Origin of the sequence: Streptomyces sp. NPDC004732 (assembly GCF_040609235.1) — a bacterium.
GTDB lineage: Bacteria > Actinomycetota > Actinomycetes > Streptomycetales > Streptomycetaceae > Streptomyces.
Genome location: NZ_JBEXJR010000011.1, coordinates 34,570 through 55,321 on the forward strand (window position 1 = coordinate 34,570; position 20,752 = coordinate 55,321).

Genomic DNA, 20,752 nt, shown 5'->3' on the forward strand with positions numbered 1-20,752 from the left:
GGCTCTGGCCCAGGGTGGTCAGCGGACCGGTGCGTGCACCCGCTCGACCTGCTGCGTGCCGGTGAGCGTGCGGTACGAACGGGCCCAGGACGAGGTCGCCCCGGGGTCGGTCCGGTCCGAGACGACGTAGTAGTCCATCTGCGAGCGCTCGGCGGTGACGTCGAGCACGCCGTAGCCGTGCGAGTCCATGTCCAGCCACTTCACGTGCCGGTTGGCCGCCTTGATGGCGCCCGCCGCCACGAGGGAGACCGTGTGCGGGGCGACGTGGAGCATGTCGTCGATGTTGTCGGAGCTCACCGAGGTGACGACGAACTCCGTCGCGGCCGAGGCCGACAGAGGGTACGTGGCCGCCTTGGCCGGTACGTCGTTCGCCCAGGCCATGTGGATGTCACCGGTCAGGAAGACGGTGTTGCGGATCTTGTTGTCGCGCAGGTGGGCGATGAGTTCCTTGCGGTCGTCCGTGTAGCCGTCCCACTGGTCGGTGTTGATCGCGAGTCCCTCACCGGGCAGGCCGAGCAACTCCGCGAGGGGCTTGAGGAGATGGGCGGGCAGCGAGCCGAAGGCGACCGGCGTGATCATCACCGAGGTGCCGACCAGCTTCCAGGCCGCGTCCGATGAGGCCAGGCCCGACTTCAGCCAGTCGAGCTGCGCGCGGCCGGTGATCGTGCGGTCCGGGTCGTCGACCTCGCCGCTGCCGAACCCCGCCTGCTCGGAGCGGAAGGACCGCAGGTCGAGCAGGTGCAGATCGGCCAGCTTGCCGTAGCGGACGCGGCGGTAGACGGTGCCCTCGGTCGAGGGGCGTACGGGCATCCACTCGAAGTACGCCTGCTTGGCCGCCGCCATGCGGCCCGCCCAGTCGCCCTCGGTCTCCGGCGAGTGGTTCACGGCCCCGCCCGACCAGGCGTTGTCGGCGAACTCGTGGTCGTCCCAGATCGCGATGACGGGATGCGTGGCGTGCATCGCCTGCGCGTCGGGGTCGGTCTTGTGGACGCCGTGCCGGGTGCGGTAGTCGGCGAGCGTGGTGATCTCGTGCTTCGGCTCGTGCTGACGTACGACGTACTCGGCGGACGGGTACTCGCCGCTCTTGTACTCGTAGATGTAGTCGCCGAGGTGGAGGACCGCGTCGAGCTCGGTGCGGGCCGCGAGGTGGCGGTAGGGCGAGAAGTGGCCGGCCTCCCAGTTGGCGCAGGACACCACACCGAAGCGGACGCCGTGCGCGGACGCGTCGTGGGCGGGGGTGGTGCGGGTGCGGCCCACGGGGGAGCGCACGTCCCCTACGGAGAAGCGGAAGTAATACGTGGTCGCCTGGCGCAAGCCCCTTACGTCGGCCTTGACCGTGTGGTCCGACCCGGCCTGCGCGGTGGTGCTGCCGCGGCCGACGACCCGGGTGAACCCCTTGTCCTCGGCCACCTCCCAACTCACCTCGGTGTCGGGACCCTTGCCGGAGCCGGGCACGGCATCCGGGGCGGGCGTCACGCGGGTCCACAGCAGGACGCCGTCGGGCAGCGGGTCGCCCGATGCGACTCCGTGGTGGAAGGCGGGTCCTTCGGCGGCGTACGCGGGTATGGCTGCGGCGAGCGGGGCGCCGAGCGCGGCGGTGGCGGCGGCGGCCTTGACGACCGTGCGGCGGCTTGGCGCACGGGTGTTGAGCGGCGGCTGAACATCGTTTCGACTGGTCACGGGCGATCACCTTACTCAGTGGTAATCGCAAAGAGCGGGCGAACCCGAGGAGTTCGCCCGCTCTTTTCCCACGCGCCCTGTCAAAGGGCGCTGTTCAGCCCTTGAGGGCCTTGTCGATCGCGGTCTTGTAGTCCTCGACCGTGCTGGGCGCGTTCTTCGAACCGGGGCCCGTCAGCTGCTTGCCGTCCATGACGAAGGAGGGCGTGCCCTCGACGCCGTCCTTGTTGTCGTCGAACTTCTTCGACATCTCCAGGGCCCACCGGTCGTAGGTCCCGGCCTTGACGGCCTTCTTGAAGGCGGCGTTCTTCTTGAGGTCCGGCACCTGGTCGGCGGCCTTGAGGAGGTACGAGTCGTCCTTGAACTTGTCGTCCTGCTCCGAGGGGTGGATCTTCGCCGAGAAGAGCACCTTCTTGTACTCGAGGAACGCCTCGTCGCTGACGTTCAGGGCCGCACCGAGCGCGCTCATGGCGTTCCTGGAGCCCTCGCCCGGGATGTTCCGGTCGAGGAAGGTGGCGCCGATGAACTCGATCTTGTACTTGCCGTCCTTCATGTCCTTCTCGACGGTCGGGCCGACCGTCTGCTCGAAGGCGGCGCACACGGGGCAGCGCGGGTCCTCGTAGACCTTCAGGGTCTTCTTCGCGGACTCCTTGCCGAGGACGACGGTCGTGCCGTTCGTGCCCGAGGTGTTGGCCGGCTTGACGAGCTTGGCGTCCTTGGCCTCTTCCCAGTAGCCGGGCTTGTTGGACTGCATGACGGCATAGCCGACACCACCGGCTATGGCGAGCACGCCGACGATCGAGACGCCGACGATGATGCCCCGCTTCCGCTTCTCGCGCTTGCGCTCGGCCTCCTGCTGGGCGCGGATGCGCTCGCGTGCTGCGGACTTGGCGGCCTGACTGTTGCGCTTGCTCATGATCTTTTTCTCCGTGTGGGTGACTGCGTGGGGTGCTGTGCTCAGGCGAAGACGGCCGAGCACGGCGGTCCACGCCGCCCCACGAAGTGCACGAGGAGCCGCGTGCGCGCCGTCCGCACCCGGCGCGCGGGGCGCGGCAGGCGGCGTACGGGCATGCGGGAGGTGGTGACCGCGGCGACCGCGATCAGCAGGGGCCGGAACGTCGCGGCGGCGACCGCGCGCAGGAGCTGGGCCAGGGCCCGCTCGCCGCGCCGCAGCCAGGCCGCCGCGAGGAGACCCACCCCGACGTGCGCCCCGAGCAGCAGCCAGGCGGCCGTCGGGTCCACGTCGGCGAGCAGCGCGGCCGCGCCGTGCCCCTCCGCGGTCATCCGGGCCAGCGGCGTCCCCACGGGCGCCCCGCCGCACAGCACGTCGAAGCCGACGGCGCGCAGCGGGCCCGCGACGGGGCCGCCCGCCTCGCCGTAGCAGACGTGCTGCCCCGCGGTGAAGACCGTGTCGGCGGCCAGCTCCAGGGGGATCAGCAGGGTCGCGATCCGTCCGTACCCACGCTCGCGCCCCGCCATCGCATACGCGATGAGGAAGACGGCGGCGGCGATGGCCGCGACGGTGGTCAGCGGCAGGGGGACGCGGGACAGCAGCACGTGCGACGCGGCGGACAGCGTCACGACGAGTGCCGTGAAGAGCGCCGCGCGCACCACTCTGAGCTGATTCCCGGATATGTCCATCGCGGAGGAGTGTGTCATGCGTTCCTGTGGGTGACCTCTACAGCCCCGGGATCCGGCCGTTGCGGAACAGGTCGACGAAGATCTGGTGGTCCGCACGCGCACGTGCGCCGTACGAGTGTGCGAAGTCGACGAGCAGGCCCGCGAAGCCGTCCTCGTCGGCGGCGATCGCGGCGTCGATGGCCCGCTCCGTGGAGAACGGCACCAGGTCCGAGTGGCCGCTCTCGTCGTCCGCCGCGGCGTGCATCGTGGCGGTGGCGCGGCCCAGGTCGGCGACGACCGAGGAGATCTCGTCCAGGTCGTCGATGTCCGACCAGTCCAGGTCCACGGCGTACGGCGAGACCTCGGCGACCAGCTGGCCCGCGCCGTCCAGCTCGGTCCAGCCCAGCCACGGGTCGGCGTGCGCCTGGAGCGCGCGCTGCGAGATGACCGTGCGGTGGCCCTCGTGCTGGAAGTACCCACGGACCGCCGGGTCCGTGATGTGCCGCGAGACCGCGGGGGTCTGCGCCTGCTTGAGGTAGATCACGACGTCGTTCTCCAGGGCGTCGCTGTTGCCCTCCAGGAGGATGTTGTACGAGGGCAGGCCCGCGGAGCCGATGCCGATGCCGCGACGGCCGACGACGTCCTTCACGCGATACGAGTCGGGGCGGGTGAGCGAGGACTCCGGCAGCGTCTCCAGATAGCCGTCGAACGCGGCGAGCACCTTGTAGCGCGTGGCGGCGTCGAGCTCGATGGAGCCGCCGCCCGACGCGAAGCGGCGCTCGAAGTCGCGGATCTCGGTCATCGAGTCGAGCAGCCCGAAGCGGGTCAGGGAGCGGGCGTCGCGCAGCGCGTCCAGGAGGGGGCCCTGGGCGGTGTCCAGCGTGAAGGGCGGCACCTCGTCGCTCTTGGCGCCCGTCGACAGGTCGTGGATCCGCTCGCGGTACGCCGCTGCGTAGGTCCGCACCAGGTCGGTGATCTGGTCGTCGCCGAGCGCCTTCGTGTAACCGATCAGGGCCACGGAGGCGGCGAAGCGCTTCAGGTCCCAGGTGAAGGGGCCGACATACGCCTCGTCGAAGTCGTTCACGTTGAAGATCAGGCGGCCCTGCGCGTCCATGTACGTGCCGAAGTTCTCGGCGTGCAGGTCGCCGTGGATCCACACCCGGCCCGTGCGGTCGTCCAGGTAGGGCCCGCCGTGCTGCTCGCGTTCCAGGTCGCCGTAGAACAGGCAGGCCGTGCCGCGGTAGAACGCGAAGGCGGAGGAGGCCATCTTCCGGAACTTCACCCGGAACGCGGCGGGGTCCGCGGCGAGCAGCTCGCCGAAGGCGGTGTCGAAGACGGCGAGGATCTCCTCGCCGCGCTGCTCAGCCGTGGGCTGCGGGACCGACATCGCTGGGTGCCTCCTGGTACAGGGGTGATGCGTGACAGGGGGCGGGTGCTCCGCCCCCTGGGACAGAGGGCCGCTCCGCCCCTCGGGACAGATGTTCCGTCCCTTCCAACGCTCGACCGTACCCCCGAGTGCCCGTCGGCTGTCAGCGCTCCGGATTAGACTTCCACGCTGTCCCCCCAGACTGCCCGCAGCCTGTCACCCCTCGTTCGCCGGAGGCCTTCCACCGTGACCAAGCCGCCCTTCACGCACCTGCACGTGCACACCCAGTACTCGCTGCTTGACGGTGCCGCGCGGCTCAAGGACATGTTCGACGCCGCCAATGAGATGGGCATGACGCATATCGCCATGTCCGACCACGGCAACCTGCACGGTGCGTACGACTTCTTCCACTCGGCGCAGAAGGCGGGCGTGACGCCGATCATCGGCATCGAGGCGTATGTGGCGCCGGAGTCGCGGCGGAACAAGCGCAAGATCAAGTGGGGACAGCCGCACCAGAAGCGCGACGACGTGTCCGGTTCGGGTGGTTACACCCACAAGACGATCTGGGCGGCGAACGAGAAGGGCCTGCACAACCTCTTCAAGCTGTCCTCGGACGCCTATGCCGAGGGCTGGCTGCAGAAGTGGCCGCGCATGGACAAGGAGACCATCTCGCAGTGGTCGGAGGGGCTGATCGCCTCCACCGGCTGCCCCTCGGGCGAGCTGCAGACGCGGCTGCGGCTCGGACAGTTCGACGAGGCGGTGCAGGCGGCCTCGGACTACCAGGACATCTTCGGCAAGGACCGGTATTTCCTGGAGCTGATGGACCATGGCATCGACATCGAGCGCCGGGTCCGCGACGACCTGCTCCGGGTCGGCAAGAAGCTCGGCATCCCGCCCCTGGTGACGAACGACTCGCACTACACGTACGCGCACGAGTCCGTCGCGCACGACGCGCTGCTCTGCATCCAGACCGGCAAGAACCTCTCGGACCCGGACCGCTTCCGCTTCGACGGCACGGGCTACTACCTGAAGTCCACGGACGAGATGTACGCCATCGACTCCTCGGACGCGTGGCAGGAGGGCTGCCGCAACACGCTCCTGGTGGCCGAGCAGATCGACACCACGGGCATGTTCGAGAAGCGCGACCTGATGCCGAAGTTCGAGATCCCGGAGGGCTTCACCGAGGTCACGTGGTTCCAGGAGGAGGTCCGGGTCGGCATGGAGCGCCGCTACCCGGCCGGTGTCCCCGACGACCGGCAGAAGCAGGCCGAGTACGAGATGGACATCATCATCCAGATGGGCTTCCCGGGGTACTTCCTCGTGGTCGCCGACTTCATCATGTGGGCCAAGAACAACGGCATCGCGGTGGGTCCGGGCCGAGGCTCCGCGGCAGGGTCGATCGTCGCGTACGCCATGGGCATCACCGACCTCGACCCGATCACGCACGGACTGATCTTCGAGCGGTTCCTCAACCCCGAGCGCGTCTCCATGCCCGATGTCGACATCGACTTCGACGAGCGCAGGCGCGTCGAAGTGATCAGGTACGTGACCGAGAAGTACGGCGCCGACAAGGTCGCCATGATCGGTACGTACGGAAAGATCAAGGCGAAGAACGCGATCAAGGACTCCGCGCGCGTGCTCGGATATCCGTACGCGATGGGCGACCGCCTCACCAAGGCGATGCCCGCCGACGTCCTCGGCAAGGGCATCGACCTCTCCGGCATCACCGACCCCAAGCACCCGCGCTACAGCGAAGCGGGCGAGATCCGGGGGATGTACGAGAACGAGCCCGACGTGAAGAAGGTCATCGACACGGCGAAGGGCGTCGAGGGCCTGGTCCGGCAGATGGGTGTGCACGCGGCCGGCGTGATCATGTCCAGCGAGCCCATCGTCGATCACGCCCCGCTCTGGACGCGGCACACCGACGGCGTGACCATCACGCAGTGGGACTACCCCCAGTGCGAGTCGCTCGGCCTGCTCAAGATGGACTTCCTGGGCCTGCGCAACCTCACCATCATGGACGACGCCGTCAAGATGGTGCGGAACGACAAGGGCATCGACCTGGAGATGCTCTCCCTCGAACTGGACGACCCCAAGACCTTCGAACTGCTCTGCCGCGGTGACACGCTCGGCGTCTTCCAGTTCGACGGCGGCCCGATGCGCTCGCTGCTGCGCCAGATGCAGCCCGACAACTTCGAGGACATTTCCGCCGTCTCGGCCCTGTACCGGCCGGGCCCGATGGGCATGAACTCGCACACGAACTACGCCGAGCGCAAGAACGGCCGCCAGGAGATCACGCCGATCCACCCGGAGCTCGAAGAGCCCCTGAAGGAGACGCTCGGCCTCACCTACGGCCTCATCGTGTACCAGGAGCAGGTGCAGAAGGCCGCGCAGATCATCGCGGGGTACTCGCTCGGCGAAGCCGACATCCTGCGCCGTGTGATGGGCAAGAAGAAGCCCGAGGAGCTGGCGAAGAACTTCGTCCTCTTCCAGGAGGGCGCGAAGAAGAACGGGTACTCGGACGCGGCGATCCAGGCCCTGTGGGACGTCCTGGTCCCCTTCGCCGGATACGCGTTCAACAAGGCGCACTCCTCCGCGTACGGCCTGGTCACCTACTGGACCGCGTACCTGAAGGCGAACTACCCCGCCGAGTACATGGCCGCACTGCTCACCTCGGTGAAGGACGACAAGGACAAGTCGGCCGTCTACCTCAACGAGTGCCGCCGCATGGGCATCAAGGTGCTCCCGCCGAACGTGAACGAGTCGGTGCACAACTTCGCCGCCCAGGGCGACGACGAGATCCTCTTCGGCCTGGAGGCCGTCCGCAACGTCGGCACGAACGTGGTCGAGTCGATCATCCGGTCGCGCAAGGCGAAGGGGAAGTTCACCTCCTTCCCCGACTACCTGGACAAGGTCGAGGCCACCGCCTGCAACAAGCGCACCACGGAGTCCCTGATCAAGGCGGGCGCCTTCGACACCATGGGGCACACCCGCAAGGGCCTGACCGCGCAGTACGAGCCGATGATCGACAACGTGGTCGCGGTCAAGCGCAAGGAGGCCGAGGGCCAGTTCGACCTCTTCGGCGGGATGGGCGAGGAGACCGGCGGCGACGAGCCGGGCTTCGGGCTCGACGTGGAGTTCTCCGAGGACGAGTGGGAGAAGACCTATCTGCTCGCCCAGGAGCGGGAGATGCTCGGTCTGTACGTCTCCGACCACCCGCTCTTCGGCCTGGAGCACGTGCTTTCCGACAAGGCGGACGCGGGCATCGGGCAGCTGACCGGCGGTGACTTCTCCGACGGTTCCGTCGTCACCATCGGCGGCATCATCTCGGGCCTGCAGCGGAAGATGACCAAGCAGGGCAACGCCTGGGCCATCGCCACCGTCGAGGACCTCGCGGGCTCCATCGAGTGCATGTTCTTCCCGGCCACCTACCAGCTGGTGTCGACCCAACTCGTCGAGGACGCCGTGGTCTTCGTCAAGGGACGCCTCGACAAGCGCGAGGACGTGCCCCGGCTCGTCGCCATGGAGATGCAGGTCCCCGACCTGTCGAACGCGGGCACCAACGCACCCGTGATCATCACCATCCCGACGGTCAAGGTGAGCCCGCCGATGATCACCCGCCTCGGCGAGGTCCTCAGCCACCACCGCGGCAACAGCGAGGTGCGGATCAAGCTCCAGGGGGCGCAGAAGACCACCGTGCTGCGGCTCGACCGGCACCGGGTGAAGCCGGACCCGGCGCTCTTCGGTGACCTGAAGGTGCTGCTCGGCCCGTCCTGCCTGGCGGGCTGACCTGCCCCTTACTTATCCAAACCGGACATGTCGGAGAGTAAGATGCAGAGTGCATCTAATTCTTCTCGTGGGTGAGGGTGGAGTGCCGTGAACGGTGCCGCTGTCGACAAGGCCGTATTCCTGATGCGTGAGACGCACCAGTCCCCGGAGGCGACCCGCCGGGCGCTGCGGGACTACTTCCCGCGGATGGAGTTCACCGACCGCGTGCGGCACGTGCGCGCCGCGTACGCCGTCATCCAGGGCGGCCGCAAGGTCGTGCGGCCGATCCCCTCCGAGCTGGAGAGGCCGAGCTCGTTCATGGTCGCGCACGAGCGGCACGGCTTCACGGACTGAGCGGGCTGAATGGACCGGCCTCCGTCCTGCATGGAGCGGTCCATGCCATGAGGGGCGCACCCGAACCGGGTGCGCCCCTCATGCGTGCCATATGCGCCTGGATGTGCGTCAGTTGTGACCGAAGCGGCGCTGGTGCTTACGAGCAACATCGGCAGGGCTGCCCTGGGCCTGCGACTGCAGCGGCGACTGTGCCTCCACCGCGGTCGACTTGGCCTGCTCCTGCGCCTGCTCGGCCTGCGAGGAGCGGTTCTGCTGGCCGCCCTGCTTGCGGTTCTTGTTCTTGGCCATGGTGATCTTCCTCCTGAGGGGGATCTGGGGGCCAGGATGCGACCAGATTCACATATGGCTGCAAAGTGTGCATTTCGGAGAATTACCGTGCGTAATAAGGCCGGTCGGAGAACGATCCGCCGATGCGCCACGCCGAAGATCGAGTTCCGGCCGTTAACCTCCGCCGGGTCGGGCAGACTCGAAGGGAACCCGACGCGGACCCGCACCCCTATTCGTTGTCCAGACAGGGTGTCTTCGTGGGCCTTCGAGGGAACGTCCAGAGACCTCCAGGCACGTCGCACTGTGCTGGAACCTCCAGGTACGTCAGGGAACCTCCAGGGAAAGAGGGTGGACCGCGTGGATCGCTGCATCGTCCTGGTGGACGCCGGGTATCTGCTGGGTGCCGCCGCGAGTCTCCTCGCAGGCGAACCGTCCAGGTCCCGGATCACCGTCGATCACTCCGCTCTGATCCAGGGCCTTCGCGAGCGCGCGGAATCCGACACCGAGCGCCCCCTGCTGCGCATCTACTGGTTCGACGGGGCCCCCGACCGCGTCCCTCAGCCCGAGCACCGGCGGCTGCGCGTCATGCCGCGCGTGACCGTCCGCCTGGGCGCCCTGACCCGCAGCGACGGACGGTGGGCGCAGAAGGGCGTCGACGCCGCGATGCACGCCGAGCTGACCGAGCTGGCCCGCAACCGGGCCTGTTCCGACGTCGTGCTCGTCACCGGCGACGGCGATCTGCTGCCCGGGATGATGGCCGCCAAGGAGCACGGCGTCGCCGTCCACCTGTGGGCCGTGCAGGCCGCCGACGGCGACTACAACCAGTCCGAGGACCTGGTCGCGGAGGCCGACGAGCGGCGCGTGCTCGACCGGGCCTGGATCACCAAGGCCGTGCGCCCCAAGGAGCTCTCCGGCATCTGCGCGCCCCCGCCCGTGCCGCGCCCCGAGATCGCCGCGATCCTCTCCGCCCCACTGCCGGAGTCTGCCCTCGCCGCCGCCGCGCAGCACACCGAGGAAGAGGCCCCCGCCCGGCACCCCGAGCCCGCCACCAACGGCAGTCGGCCCGACGAGCACCGCATGCCGCCCGGAAAGGGCGTGCCCACCCCCAAGGACCTGGCCGCCCTGCGCGGCCCCGGCACCCAGCCCCCGCAGCACCCCACGAACGCGACGCTGCGCTGGTCCTCCGACAAGGGCTGGGTCGAGCGCCCCGGCGGCGCCCCCGAGGGCGCCGAGGCCGCCGCGCTGCCCACCCTCGCCCAGCTGACGACCGCCGAGCAGCGCTGGGCCGACCGTGAGGAGGACATCACCACCGTCGGCGGCGACCCCTTCGAGGTCGGACAGGTGTTCGCGCGGCGCTGGATGGCGCGCCTCCCGGAACAGCACAACCTGCAGAAGCTGTCGACGATGTACCCCCGCATCCCGCACCGCGTCGACGGGGAGCTGCTCCGTTACGCCGCACGGTTCGGCCTGCTCGCCCACAAGGACGACCAGATCGACGAGCACGACCGGTATGCGATCAGGGCGGGTTTCTGGCGGGAGGTCGACTCGCGGACGGCCGCCGAGCACGCGCCCGCGGGGGACCGCGCAGGTGACTGACACGGGACGTACGGGGCGCCCCGGGCGCAGTCCGTGCCCGCGGACCCCGTAGGCTCGTCCTTCGTGAGTACGCGTCCGACACCGGCAGTCCGACAGGGACTCCGACAGGAAAACGGCAACGACGCCGTCTGCGCGGTGCGCGACCTGGTCAAGACCTATCCCGCCGCCCGCGCCCGGCGCGGCAGGCCCGCGACCCCCGAGGTCCGCGCCACCGACGGGATCCGTCTGACGGTCGGACGCGGCGAGATCTTCGGTCTGCTCGGCCCCAACGGCGCCGGCAAATCCACCCTCGTACGCCAGCTGACCGGGCTGATGCGCCCCGACAGCGGCAGCGTCGAGATCCTCGGCCACGACATCGTGCGCCACCCCGAGCGGGCCGCGCGGATCCTCGCGTACCTGGGGCAGGAGTCCACCGCCCTGGACGAGCTGACCGTGTCGCTCGCCGTCGAGACGACCGGACGGCTGCGCGGCCTCGAAGTGGCGCGGGCGCGGGCCGAGCGGGACGCGGTCCTCGAAGAGCTGGGGCTCACGCCGCTGGCCTCGCGGCCGCTGAAGAAGCTTTCCGGCGGGCAGCGGCGGCTCGCCTGCTTCGCCACCGCGCTGGTGGCGGAGCGGCAGCTGCTCGTCCTGGACGAGCCCACCACCGGGATGGACCCGGTCGCGCGGCGCGCCGTCTGGGCGGCGATCGACCGGCGCAGGGCCGAGCGCGGCACGACGGTGGTCCTTGTGACCCACAACGTCATCGAGGCCGAGACCGTCCTCGACCGCGTCGCCGTGCTCGACCAGGGCAAGGTCATCGCCTGCGACACCCCGGCCGGGCTCAAGGAGCAGGTCGCGGACGAGGTCAGGGTGGAGCTGGTGTGGCGGGAGCGGGCGCCGCTCGACGTGCCCGAGGTGGCCGCGCTGCGGTCCTCCGCGGTCGAGTCGGGACGGCGGTGGTCCCTGCGGCTCGCCCCGGACGAGGCGCGGGCCGCCGTCGCGGCGGTCACCGGCGGGGCGGCGTTCGCCGCGCTGGACGACTTCACGCTGGCCACGCCCAGCCTGGAGGATGTCTATCTCGCACTGGGCGGGAGCGGGCGGGGGCTGGTGAAGGCGTGACACCGAGCAGAGTGCGTAGGAACAGCGACAGAAGGGTTGCCCGGTGAGTGCCGTTCCCCTCGAAGCCGTGGTGCGGGCCGACGGGCGTGCCGAGGCGGCCGACATCGGCCCCGCGCCGCTCGGGCCGCCGGCCCGGCTGCTGCCGGCGCTCTCGGCCGTCTACCGCGCGCAGCTGTCACGGGCCCGGGTCGCCCGGATACCGCTGCTCTTCGTGGCGACCTTCCAGTCCGTCGGCATCATGATCCTGATGCGCGGCGTCGTCGACGGGGGCGGTGAGGCGCGGGCCGTCGTCGCCGGGTCCTCCGTGCTCGTCGTCGCGTTCGTCGCCCTCAACCTGCTCGCCCAGTACTTCGGACAGCTCCGCTCCGACGGCGGCCTCGACCACTACGCCACGCTCCCCGTGCCGCCCGCCGCCGTGGTCCTGGGTGCCGCGGCCGCGTACGCCTCCTTCACGGTGCCGGGGACGTTCGTGACGGCGATCGTCGGATGCGGGCTCTTCGGGCTGCCCTTCACGCACCTGTGGGTGCTCCTGGCGGTGATTCCGCTCGCCGGTGCAGCCCTGGCCGGGCTCGGCGCGGCCCTCGGGCTGCTCGCGCCACGGCCCGAACTGGCCACGCTCCTCGGTCAGATGGGCATGTCGGCGGCGCTGCTGCTCGGGGTGCTCCCGGCCGACCGCATGCCGATGCCGCTGCAGTACGCGCGCGACCTGCTGCCCTCGACGTACGGCGTGGAGGCCTTCGCCCGTACGTTCGGGCCGGATCCGGACTGGGCCGTGGTCGCCCTCGACCTCGCGGTCTGCGCGGGCGTCGGCGTGGTCTCGCTGGCCGTCGCCACCTGGGCGTTCCGCCGGGCGGCCGTGCGGTGACGCGCCGCACAGGGAGTGCTGGCACGATGTGGGGGTGACCGCACCGTTGACACCCTCCCAACCGCCGCACGAACAACCCCCGCACGACCCCTGGCAGGCGCCCGCGCAGCCGTCGGGAGCGACGTCTCCTCACGGATACGAGGAGGAGGGTCCCGGCATGAAGACCGAAGTGCGGCAGGCTGCAGTGATCATGGTCGCGGTGGCCGTCGGCGGCGTCCTGCTCGGACTGCTGTGGATGTGGCTTTCGCCGCGGGTGCCGCTCATCTCGGACGGCAAGCTGGTGTACCTCAAGGACACCGAGGGCGAGCAGGCCATAGGCGTGGACGGAACGTTTACGCTCCTGTCGCTCGGCTTCGGTCTCGTCAGCGGCGTCGTCGTCTTCCTGCTGCGCAAGCGCGGCGGCATTCCGCTGGTCGCGGGGCTCGCGGTCGGCAGCCTGCTCGGCGCGCTGCTCGCGTGGCGGGTCGGCATCTGGTTGGGACCCGAGACGGACGTCGCGGCGCACGCCAGGGCCGTCGGCAAGGGTGTCGTCTTCGACGCGCCGCTGGAACTCAAGGCCATGGGCACGGTCCTCGCCTGGCCGGTGGCCGCGCTCGCCGTGCACCTCGGCCTCACCGGTCTGTTCGGCCCGCGGGACCCGGAGCCGTATCCGGCGCCCTGAGCCCTTGTCCCCGGCCCCGAGCCCCGTCCCGTCGCCGGGTCCCCGGCCCTAAGCCCTAGGCGGGGCGTTTGCCGTGGTTGGCCTTGCGCTTCTTCGCCCGCCACTTCCGCATGCGCGTCTTTTTCGACATGCCCTCGGTACTAGTCCCGTGCGGGACGGGTGTCGAGGGCGCTTTCACGTCGTCCGCGGCAGGAGGGACGAGGGGGCTCAGCCCCGGCCGATCGGCGCGAGCACCGCGTCCGTGAGGGACGCCAGGTCGCCCGGTGCCAGTTCGACCTCCAGGCCGCGGCGGCCCGCCGAGACGCAGACCGTGGGGTGCGCGGACGCCGAGTCGTCCAGGACCGTGCGCAGCTTCTTGCGCTGGCCGAGCGGGGAGATGCCGCCCCGTACGTAACCCGTGGTGCGCTCGGCGGCCGCCGGGTCGGCCATCATGGCCCGCTTGCCCGCGACCGCGGCGGCCAGGGCCTTCAGGTCCAGGGAGCCCGCCACGGGCACGATCGCCACGGTGAGCGTGCCGTCGACCTCGGCCACCAGCGTCTTGAAGACCCGGTCGGGCGAGACGCCCATGGCCTCGGCGGCCTCCTCGCCGTACGAGGGGTGGGACGGGTCGTGCTCGTAGGAGTGGACCGTGAAGGGCGTACCGGCCGCGGTGAGCGCGACCGTCGCGGGTGTCCCCCCGGCCTGGGCCGGCTGCTTCTTCTGCTTCTTCGCCATGGTGCTCGCGCCTTAGGTGAGTGGAGACCCGTCGTCAGTTGAGGCTCGTCGTCCCGCGCGTCAGGTCCGTCGCGGGCAGCGAGGGCAGATTGCGGATGATCGCGGTCTCGGAGCGCAGCAACGTCAGCTCCTCCCGCAGCCGCGACACCGTGTCCGGCGCCTCCAGGAGCCGCTGCTTGGTGCCGGTGTCGAGGACGGCCGCCGCGGCGACCAGGTACGACACGACGGACGGGTCGTCGGGCAGCTCGGCGCCCGTCGACAGCGAGCGCTCCCGCGCCCCGGCCAGCCGCTTCTGGTAGGAGCGGAAGGCGCGCAGGACGCCCTCGCCCAGCGTGCCCGCGCCCTCGCCCAGCTCCTCGGGCACCTCCTCGACCTCGGCCGTGAGGAAGGCCCCCGACGCGTCGACCGAGTGGATCCGCACCCGCGTCGTGCCCGTCGCGAGGACCTCGAAGCCGCCGTCGTCGCGTTCCCTGATCGTCGCGGCGTCCGCCACGCAGCCCACGGTGTGGAAGGCCTTGAGCGGGTCGTCGCCGAACCCCGCGGCGGGGCCGTGGTCGGGCAGCGCCGTCGGGTCGGGGAGCCCTGGCGCGCTCGGCGCCACCTCCTGGCCGTCGCGGATCGCGACGACGGCGAACTGGCGCTGCTCCTCCTCGGGAGTCTTGAGCAGCTCGCGCATCATGGCGCGATATCGCTCCTCGAAGACGTTCAGCGGCAGCACGAGGCCGGGGAACAGCACCGAGTTGAGCGGGAAGAGCGGAAGCCGGGTGGTCACGACCGGCAAGCCTAATGGTCGCCGGAGCGGTCACGTCCCCGCGGACCGCGCAGGGGTGTCATCGACGCCACTTCTATGCGCACGCCGTCGCGCAGCTCCAGGAACTGGCCGAGCGGATCGTCCGCCATCCGGTCCCAGGGGAAGGACGTCGCGTACGGTCCGATCAGGCGCAGCTGCTCCAGGGCGTCGTCCCACCGTTCCAGGCGGACCAGGACGTACGTGAGGAGGTTGCGGACCTCGGCGGGCCACGGGTCCCCGGCCTCGTACGACTGCGACAGATCGATCGCCAGGTCCGCCGCCGCGTCCAGGCGCTCGCGCGGCAGGTGCCCCGAGGGGCTGGTCAGGTAGGCGAAGGCGGCCCGCGCCGGAAGGACCTGTATCAACGAGCCGGGCAGTGCGTCGCCCGCGGCGCGCTCGGCGAAGTCGAAGCACTCGCGGTGCGAGCCGTACCAGGCGGCCGACAGGTACTGCAGGGCCGAGGCATGGCAGCCGTAGTGGTACGAGGAGCGGCGCACCGCCTCCTCCCACAACTGCTCGAAGAGGGTGTGCGGGGCGTGCGTGCCGCGGGCATGGTCCAGGGCGATCCGCCACGGCACAGGGTCGCGCGGGTCGGCCTCGGCGGCCGCGGTGAGCAGCGGGCCCGCGTCCCGCAGGAGCTCGGCGCGGGCAGGCGACTCCCAGCCGCGCACCACCGCGAGCTCGGCCTTGACGAGCAGGGCGTCCGGGTCGTGCGGGGACGCGCCGAGCCAGTCGTCGAACCACTCGGGGCGCGAGCGCGCGAAGGCGGCGAGCCGCGTGGTGTAGCGGTCGCGGTTCTCCCACTCGGCGGCCTCGCGGGTGGTGGCGAGGAGCTTGGCGGCCGGGCCGTGGTCACCGCGGCCCGCGGCCACCAGGGCGGGGGCGAGCCGCTCGTCGGGCACGTCGAGGAGCACCTCGTCGTCCGGGGTCAGTCCGGCGGCGAGCCGCTGGGTGTGCCGGACCATGCGGGCGGTACGGATGAAGGCACGCAGCACCGTGCCCTCCTTTGCGCATCGACCGGCGCCGCTCGCGCGGATCCGCCGGTCACCGTCGTGGTTGTTTGTCGGTCGCAGGGATGACGGCCCGGGGCGGGGGATGGTTGCCTGCCGTTGCGTAACGGTTCAGCCTTTGGCCATAGGTTTCGGCCGCGGGGGAGGGGGGCTCAGCTGCGCCGCAGGAGCCTGGTCGCGCCCGCCGCCACCGTGGTCGCAAGGACCCAGCCGAGGAGGATCAGCGCGGTCGAGAACCACTGCCAGCCGCCGTTCAGCTGCCAGTAGGTGTCCTGTCCGAGGTTGATGACCGGCAGCAGCAGGTCGAGGGAGAACAGGGCGGGGTTCCAGTTCGGGTGCTCGCCCGGTTTGATCGCCGGATGCTCGGCGCGCGAGAACGCCACCGCACTGATCGCCCACAGCACGGCCATCCAGACCGCGGCCCGGCCCGGCCGGTAGCCGTAGGCGACGGTCCAGTCCTGTGCGTACCCCCAGAGCTTCGCCGCCAGCGGCAGGGTCTCGCGGCGCCTGCGCTGCTTGGCGAGGAGGACCTCGCGGGCGTCGGCGTCCTCGCCGCCGTTGCGCAGGACGGTGGCGAGCTTCTCGTACGGCTCGGGGTTGTACTCGGCCGTCGCGGCCATCACCCAGCTCAGCCGCCTGGACAGCGGGAAGCTGCCCTGCGGCACCAGGTTCTCGTACGTGAATCCGCCCATCTGGAGGCCGCCGGGCCCGGGCCAGCTCGTCGCCCGGTCGATGAGGTTGACGACCCTGGCGCCGGACAGCACGACCTTCCCGCGCTGCGGCGCCTCGCCGAGGAAGCGGAGCTCGGGCGTCTGGACGCGGCGCAGCGAGATCTCCTGGTCGCTCTGGAGCGTGAGGCGGGCGTGCGCGAAGTCGATGGCGTCGCCGAAGCGGCCGTCGTCGAGGCGGATGCCGCCCTCGCACTCGAAGCGCTGCACGCGGGTGCCGCGGGCCGGGGTGGTGCCGCTGGTCTGCGGGGGATTGCCGACGGCCGCCGGGGTCAGATAGAGCGTGCGCTCGACGGTCATCTGCGGGGCGTTGAGGGCATGCCTGCCGTACTGGTTCACCAGCTTGCTGCCGCGCAGGCTCAGCGACACGCCGATCTTCGCGCCGCGCAGGCTCAGCTCGCCGTGCGACTCCATCATCTCGGCCTGCAGATCCTGGCCGACGGTGAGGCCGTCGCCGGTGATCGAGTGGCTGCGCCGGTCGCGGTAGACCACCGCCTGGTTCAGCAGCAGGTCGGTGCCGATGTGGGCGTCGGTGAGACGGATGCCGTTGTGGATCCGGCAGCGCGGCAGGTGCAGATCGCCCTCGGTGTGCAGCCTGGCCGCCTCGACGCGCGGGATCGAGCAGTCGACGAGCCGCAGCGTCGCGAAGCGGGCCTCGGGAAGCAGGACCTCCTTCTCGAAGCGGCAGTGCTTCATCTCGGTGTACGGGACGACCGTGCCGCCCGCGAGGTCGAGCGGGTCGGTGATCTGCACGCCCGCCAGCTTCAGGGAGGAGACGCGGCCCGCGAGCGCGGGCGGACCGTCGAGCAGCAGCCAGCACACGATGCGCGCCCGCACGCTCCGCTCGGGACCCCAGGGGTGCCCGCCGTGCGGATCGTCGACCGCCGGATCGCCCGATCTGAGGTCGTAGACACTGCCGTTGCGGAAGGCCTGCCACATGCCGATCTCCGCGGCGGTCAGCCCGTCCGGCGGATCCCCGGTGCCGGCGTCGTCGACCACTGCTGTACCCCTCCGTCCTGCGGTGCGCGTCTCTCGTACACCTGTTTCATGCCCGCTCGGTGACCGGCTGAACGCCAGCGAGACCCTAGTGGTGAACGCGGTCTTCCGGGGTCCATATCAGCCAGTGATACGCGCGTCCGGCCCCGAATGAAGGTCTGAGAGAATTGGCCATGTGATCTCTCGAATCGATCTGCGCGGCGACGCCCTCACGGAATTTCCGTCCGGGTCCGCCCTGCGCGCCCTGCTGCCCCGTGCCGACTTCGACGTCGCGGCCGCCCTGGAGAAGGTGCGGCCCATCTGCGAGGACGTGCATCATCGTGGCGACGCGGCGCTGATCGACTACGCGGAGAAGTTCGACGGCGTGCGCCTGGACCGGGTCCGCGTCCCCGCCGCCGCGCTCACCGAGGCCCTGGACGGCCTCGACCCGGCCGTGCGCGCGGCCCTGGAAGAATCCATCCGCCGCGCCCGCACCGTCCACCGCGAGCAGCGCCGCGCCCCGCACACCACGCAGGTCGTCCCCGGCGGCACCGTCACCGAGAAGTGGGTGCCCGTCGAGCGCGTCGGGCTCTACGCACCGGGCGGCCGGTCCGTCTACCCCTCCTCCGTGATCATGAACGCCGTCCCTGCGCAGGAGGCGGGCGTCGAGTCGATGGCCCTCGCCTCCCCGCCGCAGGCCGACTTCGGCGGACTGCCGCACCCGACGATCCTCGCCGCCTGCGCGCTCCTCGGCATCGACGAGGTGTACGCGGTCGGCGGCGCCCAGGCCGTCGCGATGTTCGCGTACGGCACCGAGAGCTGCGCCCCCGCCAACATGGTCACGGGCCCCGGCAACATCTGGGTCGCGGCCGCCAAGCGCTACTTCACCGGGCGCATCGGCATCGACACCGAGGCGGGCCCGACCGAGATCGCGGTCCTCGCCGACGACACCGCCGACCCGGTGCACATCGCGTCCGACCTGATCAGCCAGGCCGAGCACGACCCGCTCGCGGCCGCCGTCCTCGTCACGGACTCCCTCGCGCTCGCGGACGCGGTCGAGAAGGAGCTGGCGCCGCAGGTCGCCGCCACCAAGCACGTCGAGGACCGCATCGTCCCCGCGCTGAGCGGCCGCCAGTCCGCGATCGTCCTGGTCGACGGCCTGGAGGAGGGCCTGCGGGTCGTCGACGCGTACGGCGCCGAGCACCTGGAGATCCAGACCGGGGACGCGGCCGCCGTCGCGGGGCGCGTCAAGAACGCCGGTGCGATCTTCGTCGGCCCGTGGGCGCCCGTCTCCCTCGGCGACTACTGCGCGGGCTCCAACCACGTCCTGCCGACCGGCGGCTGCGCCTGCCACTCCTCGGGGCTCAGCGTCCAGTCGTTCCTGCGCGGCATCCACATCGTGGACTATTCGCGCGAGGCCCTCGCGGACGTCGCGCACCACGTCGTGACGCTCGCCGAGGCGGAGGACCTGCCCGCGCACGGGGCGGCCGTGAAGGCCCGCTTCGACTGGAAGGTGCCGGGCCAGTGAGCGCCTCCGAGACCCGACCCGGGACCCGCATCGACGACCTGCCCGTGCGCGACGAGCTGCGCGGCAAGTCCCCCTACGGCGCACCCCAGCTCGACGTGCCCGTACGCCTGAACACCAACGAGAACCCCTACCCGCTGCCCGAAGCGCTCGTCGAACGCATCGCCGAGCGGGTGCGCGAGGCCGCCCGCGACCTCAACCGCTACCCCGACAGGGACGCGGTCGAGCTGCGCACCGAACTCGCCCGCTACCTCACCCGCACCGGCGGGCACGAGGTGACGCGCGCCCACGTCTGGGCGGCGAACGGTTCGAACGAGGTCATCCAGCAGCTGCTGCAGACCTTCGGCGGCCCCGGCCGCACGGCCATCGGCTTCGAACCCTCGTACTCGATGCACGGCCTCATCGCCCGCGGCACCGGCACCGGCTGGATCTCGGGCCCCCGCCACGACGACTTCACCATCGACGTCGAGGCGGCCACGCGCGCCATCGCCGAGCACCGGCCCGACGTCGTCTTCATCACCACGCCCAACAACCCCACGGGCAACGCGGTCCCGGCCGAGGCCGTCCTCGCGCTGTACGAGGCGGCGCAGGCCGCGAAGCCGTCCATGGTCGTGATCGACGAGGCGTACGTCGAATTCAGCCACGGCGACTCGCTGCTCCCGCTGATCGAGGGGCGCCCGAACCTCGTCGTCTCCCGCACCATGTCGAAGGCCTTCGGCGCGGCGGGGCTGCGCCTCGGCTACCTCGCCGCCGACCCGGCGGTCGTCGACGCGGTGCAGCTGGTGCGCCTGCCCTACCACCTGTCGGCCGTCACCCAGGCCACGGCGCTCGCCGCCCTGGAGCACACCGACACGCTCCTGAAGTACGTCGAGCAGCTCAAGGCCGAGCGCGACCGCATCGTCACCGAGCTGCGCGCGATGGGGTACGAAGTGACCGACTCCGACGCCAACTTCGTGCAGTTCGGGCGGTTCGACGGCGAAGGGGCCGCCCACCGGGTGTGGCAGCAGATCCTCGACCGGGGCGTTCTGGTGCGGGACAACGGCGTGCCGGGATGGCTGCGCGTGTCCACCGGAACCCCAGACGAAAACGACGCGTTCCTCGATGCGGTACGCACACTCAAGAAGGAGCAGAGCGCATGACTCGCGAAGGCCGCGTCGGAAGAATCGAGCGGACCACCAAGGAGACCTCCGTCGTCGTCGAGATCGACCTCGACGGCACCGGCAAGGTCGACGTGTCGACCGGGGTCGGCTTCTACGACCACATGCTCGACCAGCTCGGCCGCCACGGCCTCTTCGACCTGACGGTCAAGACCGACGGCGACCTGCACATCGACTCGCACCACACCATCGAGGACACCGCGCTCGCCCTCGGCGCCGCCTTCAAGCAGGCGCTCGGCGACAAGGTCGGCATCTACCGCTTCGGCAACTGCACCGTCCCGCTGGACGAGTCGCTCGCCCAGGTGACGGTCGACCTGAGCGGCCGCCCCTACCTCGTGCACACCGAGCCCGAGAACATGGCGCCGATGATCGGCGAGTACGACACGACGATGACCCGGCACATCCTGGAGTCCTTCGTCGCGCAGGCCCAGATCGCGCTGCACGTCCACGTGCCGTACGGGCGCAACGCCCACCACATCGTGGAGTGCCAGTTCAAGGCCCTGGCCCGCGCCCTGCGGTACGCGTCCGAGCGCGACCCGCGCGCCGAAGGCATCCTCCCCTCCACGAAGGGTGCGCTGTAA

The 20,752-nt window shown here is 70.7% G+C and carries 18 protein-coding genes; 9 read left to right on the forward strand and 9 right to left on the reverse strand.

What is annotated here, in order from left to right; all coding sequences use genetic code 11:
- Positions 1–18: 18 nt before the first annotated feature.
- From ABZV77_RS30650 to ABZV77_RS30665, 4 genes are all read right to left on the reverse strand, one after another.
- Positions 19–1,680, reverse strand: coding sequence for an alkaline phosphatase D family protein (locus tag ABZV77_RS30650; protein ID WP_356263726.1), 1,662 nt, complete (start codon positions 1,678–1,680; stop codon positions 19–21).
- Between the two features lie 94 nt (positions 1,681–1,774).
- Entirely contained in the window at positions 1,775–2,593 is an 819-nt protein-coding gene (locus ABZV77_RS30655) for a DsbA family protein (RefSeq protein ID WP_356263729.1), read from the reverse strand.
- Between the two features lie 41 nt (positions 2,594–2,634).
- Positions 2,635–3,318 (reverse strand): hypothetical protein, encoded by a 684-nt coding sequence (locus ABZV77_RS30660; protein ID WP_356264473.1) that lies wholly within the window; start codon positions 3,316–3,318, stop codon positions 2,635–2,637.
- 37 nt (positions 3,319–3,355) lie between these two features.
- Positions 3,356–4,684 (reverse strand): DUF2252 domain-containing protein, encoded by a 1,329-nt coding sequence (locus ABZV77_RS30665; protein WP_356263732.1) that lies wholly within the window; start codon positions 4,682–4,684, stop codon positions 3,356–3,358.
- Between the two features lie 225 nt (positions 4,685–4,909).
- Between ABZV77_RS30665 and dnaE the strand changes: the two genes are divergently transcribed.
- Together dnaE and ABZV77_RS30675 are read left to right on the forward strand one after the other, a co-directional pair.
- Positions 4,910–8,452, forward strand: coding sequence for a DNA polymerase III subunit alpha (dnaE, locus tag ABZV77_RS30670; RefSeq protein WP_356263734.1), 3,543 nt, complete (start codon positions 4,910–4,912; stop codon positions 8,450–8,452).
- Between the two features lie 87 nt (positions 8,453–8,539).
- On the forward strand, positions 8,540–8,785 hold the full coding sequence (locus ABZV77_RS30675; RefSeq protein ID WP_356263737.1) for a hypothetical protein: 246 nt from the start codon (positions 8,540–8,542) through the stop codon (positions 8,783–8,785).
- 108 nt (positions 8,786–8,893) lie between these two features.
- Here the strand turns inward: ABZV77_RS30675 and ABZV77_RS30680 are convergent, their stop codons facing one another.
- Positions 8,894–9,073, reverse strand: a complete 180-nt coding sequence (locus tag ABZV77_RS30680) for a hypothetical protein (RefSeq protein WP_356263740.1) — start codon at positions 9,071–9,073, stop codon at positions 8,894–8,896.
- 336 nt (positions 9,074–9,409) lie between these two features.
- On the opposite strand from ABZV77_RS30680, the gene ABZV77_RS30685 reads away from it, so the two are divergent.
- From ABZV77_RS30685 to ABZV77_RS30700, 4 genes are all read left to right on the forward strand, one after another.
- Positions 9,410–10,648 (forward strand): NYN domain-containing protein, encoded by a 1,239-nt coding sequence (locus ABZV77_RS30685; RefSeq protein ID WP_356263742.1) that lies wholly within the window; start codon positions 9,410–9,412, stop codon positions 10,646–10,648.
- Between the two features lie 135 nt (positions 10,649–10,783).
- The gene (locus ABZV77_RS30690; protein WP_356264476.1) at positions 10,784–11,746 is read left to right on the forward strand and encodes an ABC transporter ATP-binding protein; all 963 of its coding nucleotides are present in this window, start codon (positions 10,784–10,786) and stop codon (positions 11,744–11,746) included.
- A 67-nt stretch (positions 11,747–11,813) separates the two neighbouring features.
- Positions 11,814–12,611, forward strand: coding sequence for an ABC transporter permease (locus tag ABZV77_RS30695; protein WP_356264478.1), 798 nt, complete (start codon positions 11,814–11,816; stop codon positions 12,609–12,611).
- Between the two features lie 34 nt (positions 12,612–12,645).
- On the forward strand, positions 12,646–13,272 hold the full coding sequence (locus ABZV77_RS30700; RefSeq protein ID WP_356263745.1) for a DUF2567 domain-containing protein: 627 nt from the start codon (positions 12,646–12,648) through the stop codon (positions 13,270–13,272).
- A gap of 207 nt (positions 13,273–13,479) precedes the next feature.
- Here the strand turns inward: ABZV77_RS30700 and ybaK are convergent, their stop codons facing one another.
- From ybaK to ABZV77_RS30720, 4 genes are all read right to left on the reverse strand, one after another.
- The gene (gene ybaK / locus ABZV77_RS30705; protein WP_356263748.1) at positions 13,480–13,986 is read right to left on the reverse strand and encodes a Cys-tRNA(Pro) deacylase; all 507 of its coding nucleotides are present in this window, start codon (positions 13,984–13,986) and stop codon (positions 13,480–13,482) included.
- A 34-nt stretch (positions 13,987–14,020) separates the two neighbouring features.
- Complete coding sequence (locus ABZV77_RS30710; protein WP_356263751.1) at positions 14,021–14,767, reverse strand: LON peptidase substrate-binding domain-containing protein; 747 nt, start codon at positions 14,765–14,767, stop codon at positions 14,021–14,023.
- A gap of 2 nt (positions 14,768–14,769) precedes the next feature.
- Complete coding sequence (locus ABZV77_RS30715; protein ID WP_356264481.1) at positions 14,770–15,741, reverse strand: hypothetical protein; 972 nt, start codon at positions 15,739–15,741, stop codon at positions 14,770–14,772.
- 197 nt (positions 15,742–15,938) lie between these two features.
- Positions 15,939–17,453 (reverse strand): oxidoreductase, encoded by a 1,515-nt coding sequence (locus ABZV77_RS30720; protein ID WP_356264483.1) that lies wholly within the window; start codon positions 17,451–17,453, stop codon positions 15,939–15,941.
- A 232-nt stretch (positions 17,454–17,685) separates the two neighbouring features.
- On the opposite strand from ABZV77_RS30720, the gene hisD reads away from it, so the two are divergent.
- From hisD to hisB, 3 genes are read left to right on the forward strand one after another with little or no spacing between them, the layout of a single operon-like run.
- Positions 17,686–19,017: a histidinol dehydrogenase gene (gene hisD / locus ABZV77_RS30725; protein ID WP_356263754.1), complete on the forward strand. Its 1,332-nt coding sequence runs from the start codon at positions 17,686–17,688 to the stop codon at positions 19,015–19,017.
- Positions 19,018–19,046: 29 nt separating this feature from the next.
- Complete coding sequence (locus tag ABZV77_RS30730) at positions 19,047–20,153, forward strand: histidinol-phosphate transaminase (RefSeq protein WP_356264486.1); 1,107 nt, start codon at positions 19,047–19,049, stop codon at positions 20,151–20,153.
- The gene (gene hisB, locus ABZV77_RS30735; protein WP_356263757.1) at positions 20,150–20,752 is read left to right on the forward strand and encodes an imidazoleglycerol-phosphate dehydratase HisB; all 603 of its coding nucleotides are present in this window, start codon (positions 20,150–20,152) and stop codon (positions 20,750–20,752) included. The genes ABZV77_RS30730 and hisB overlap by 4 nt, the downstream gene beginning before the upstream one ends.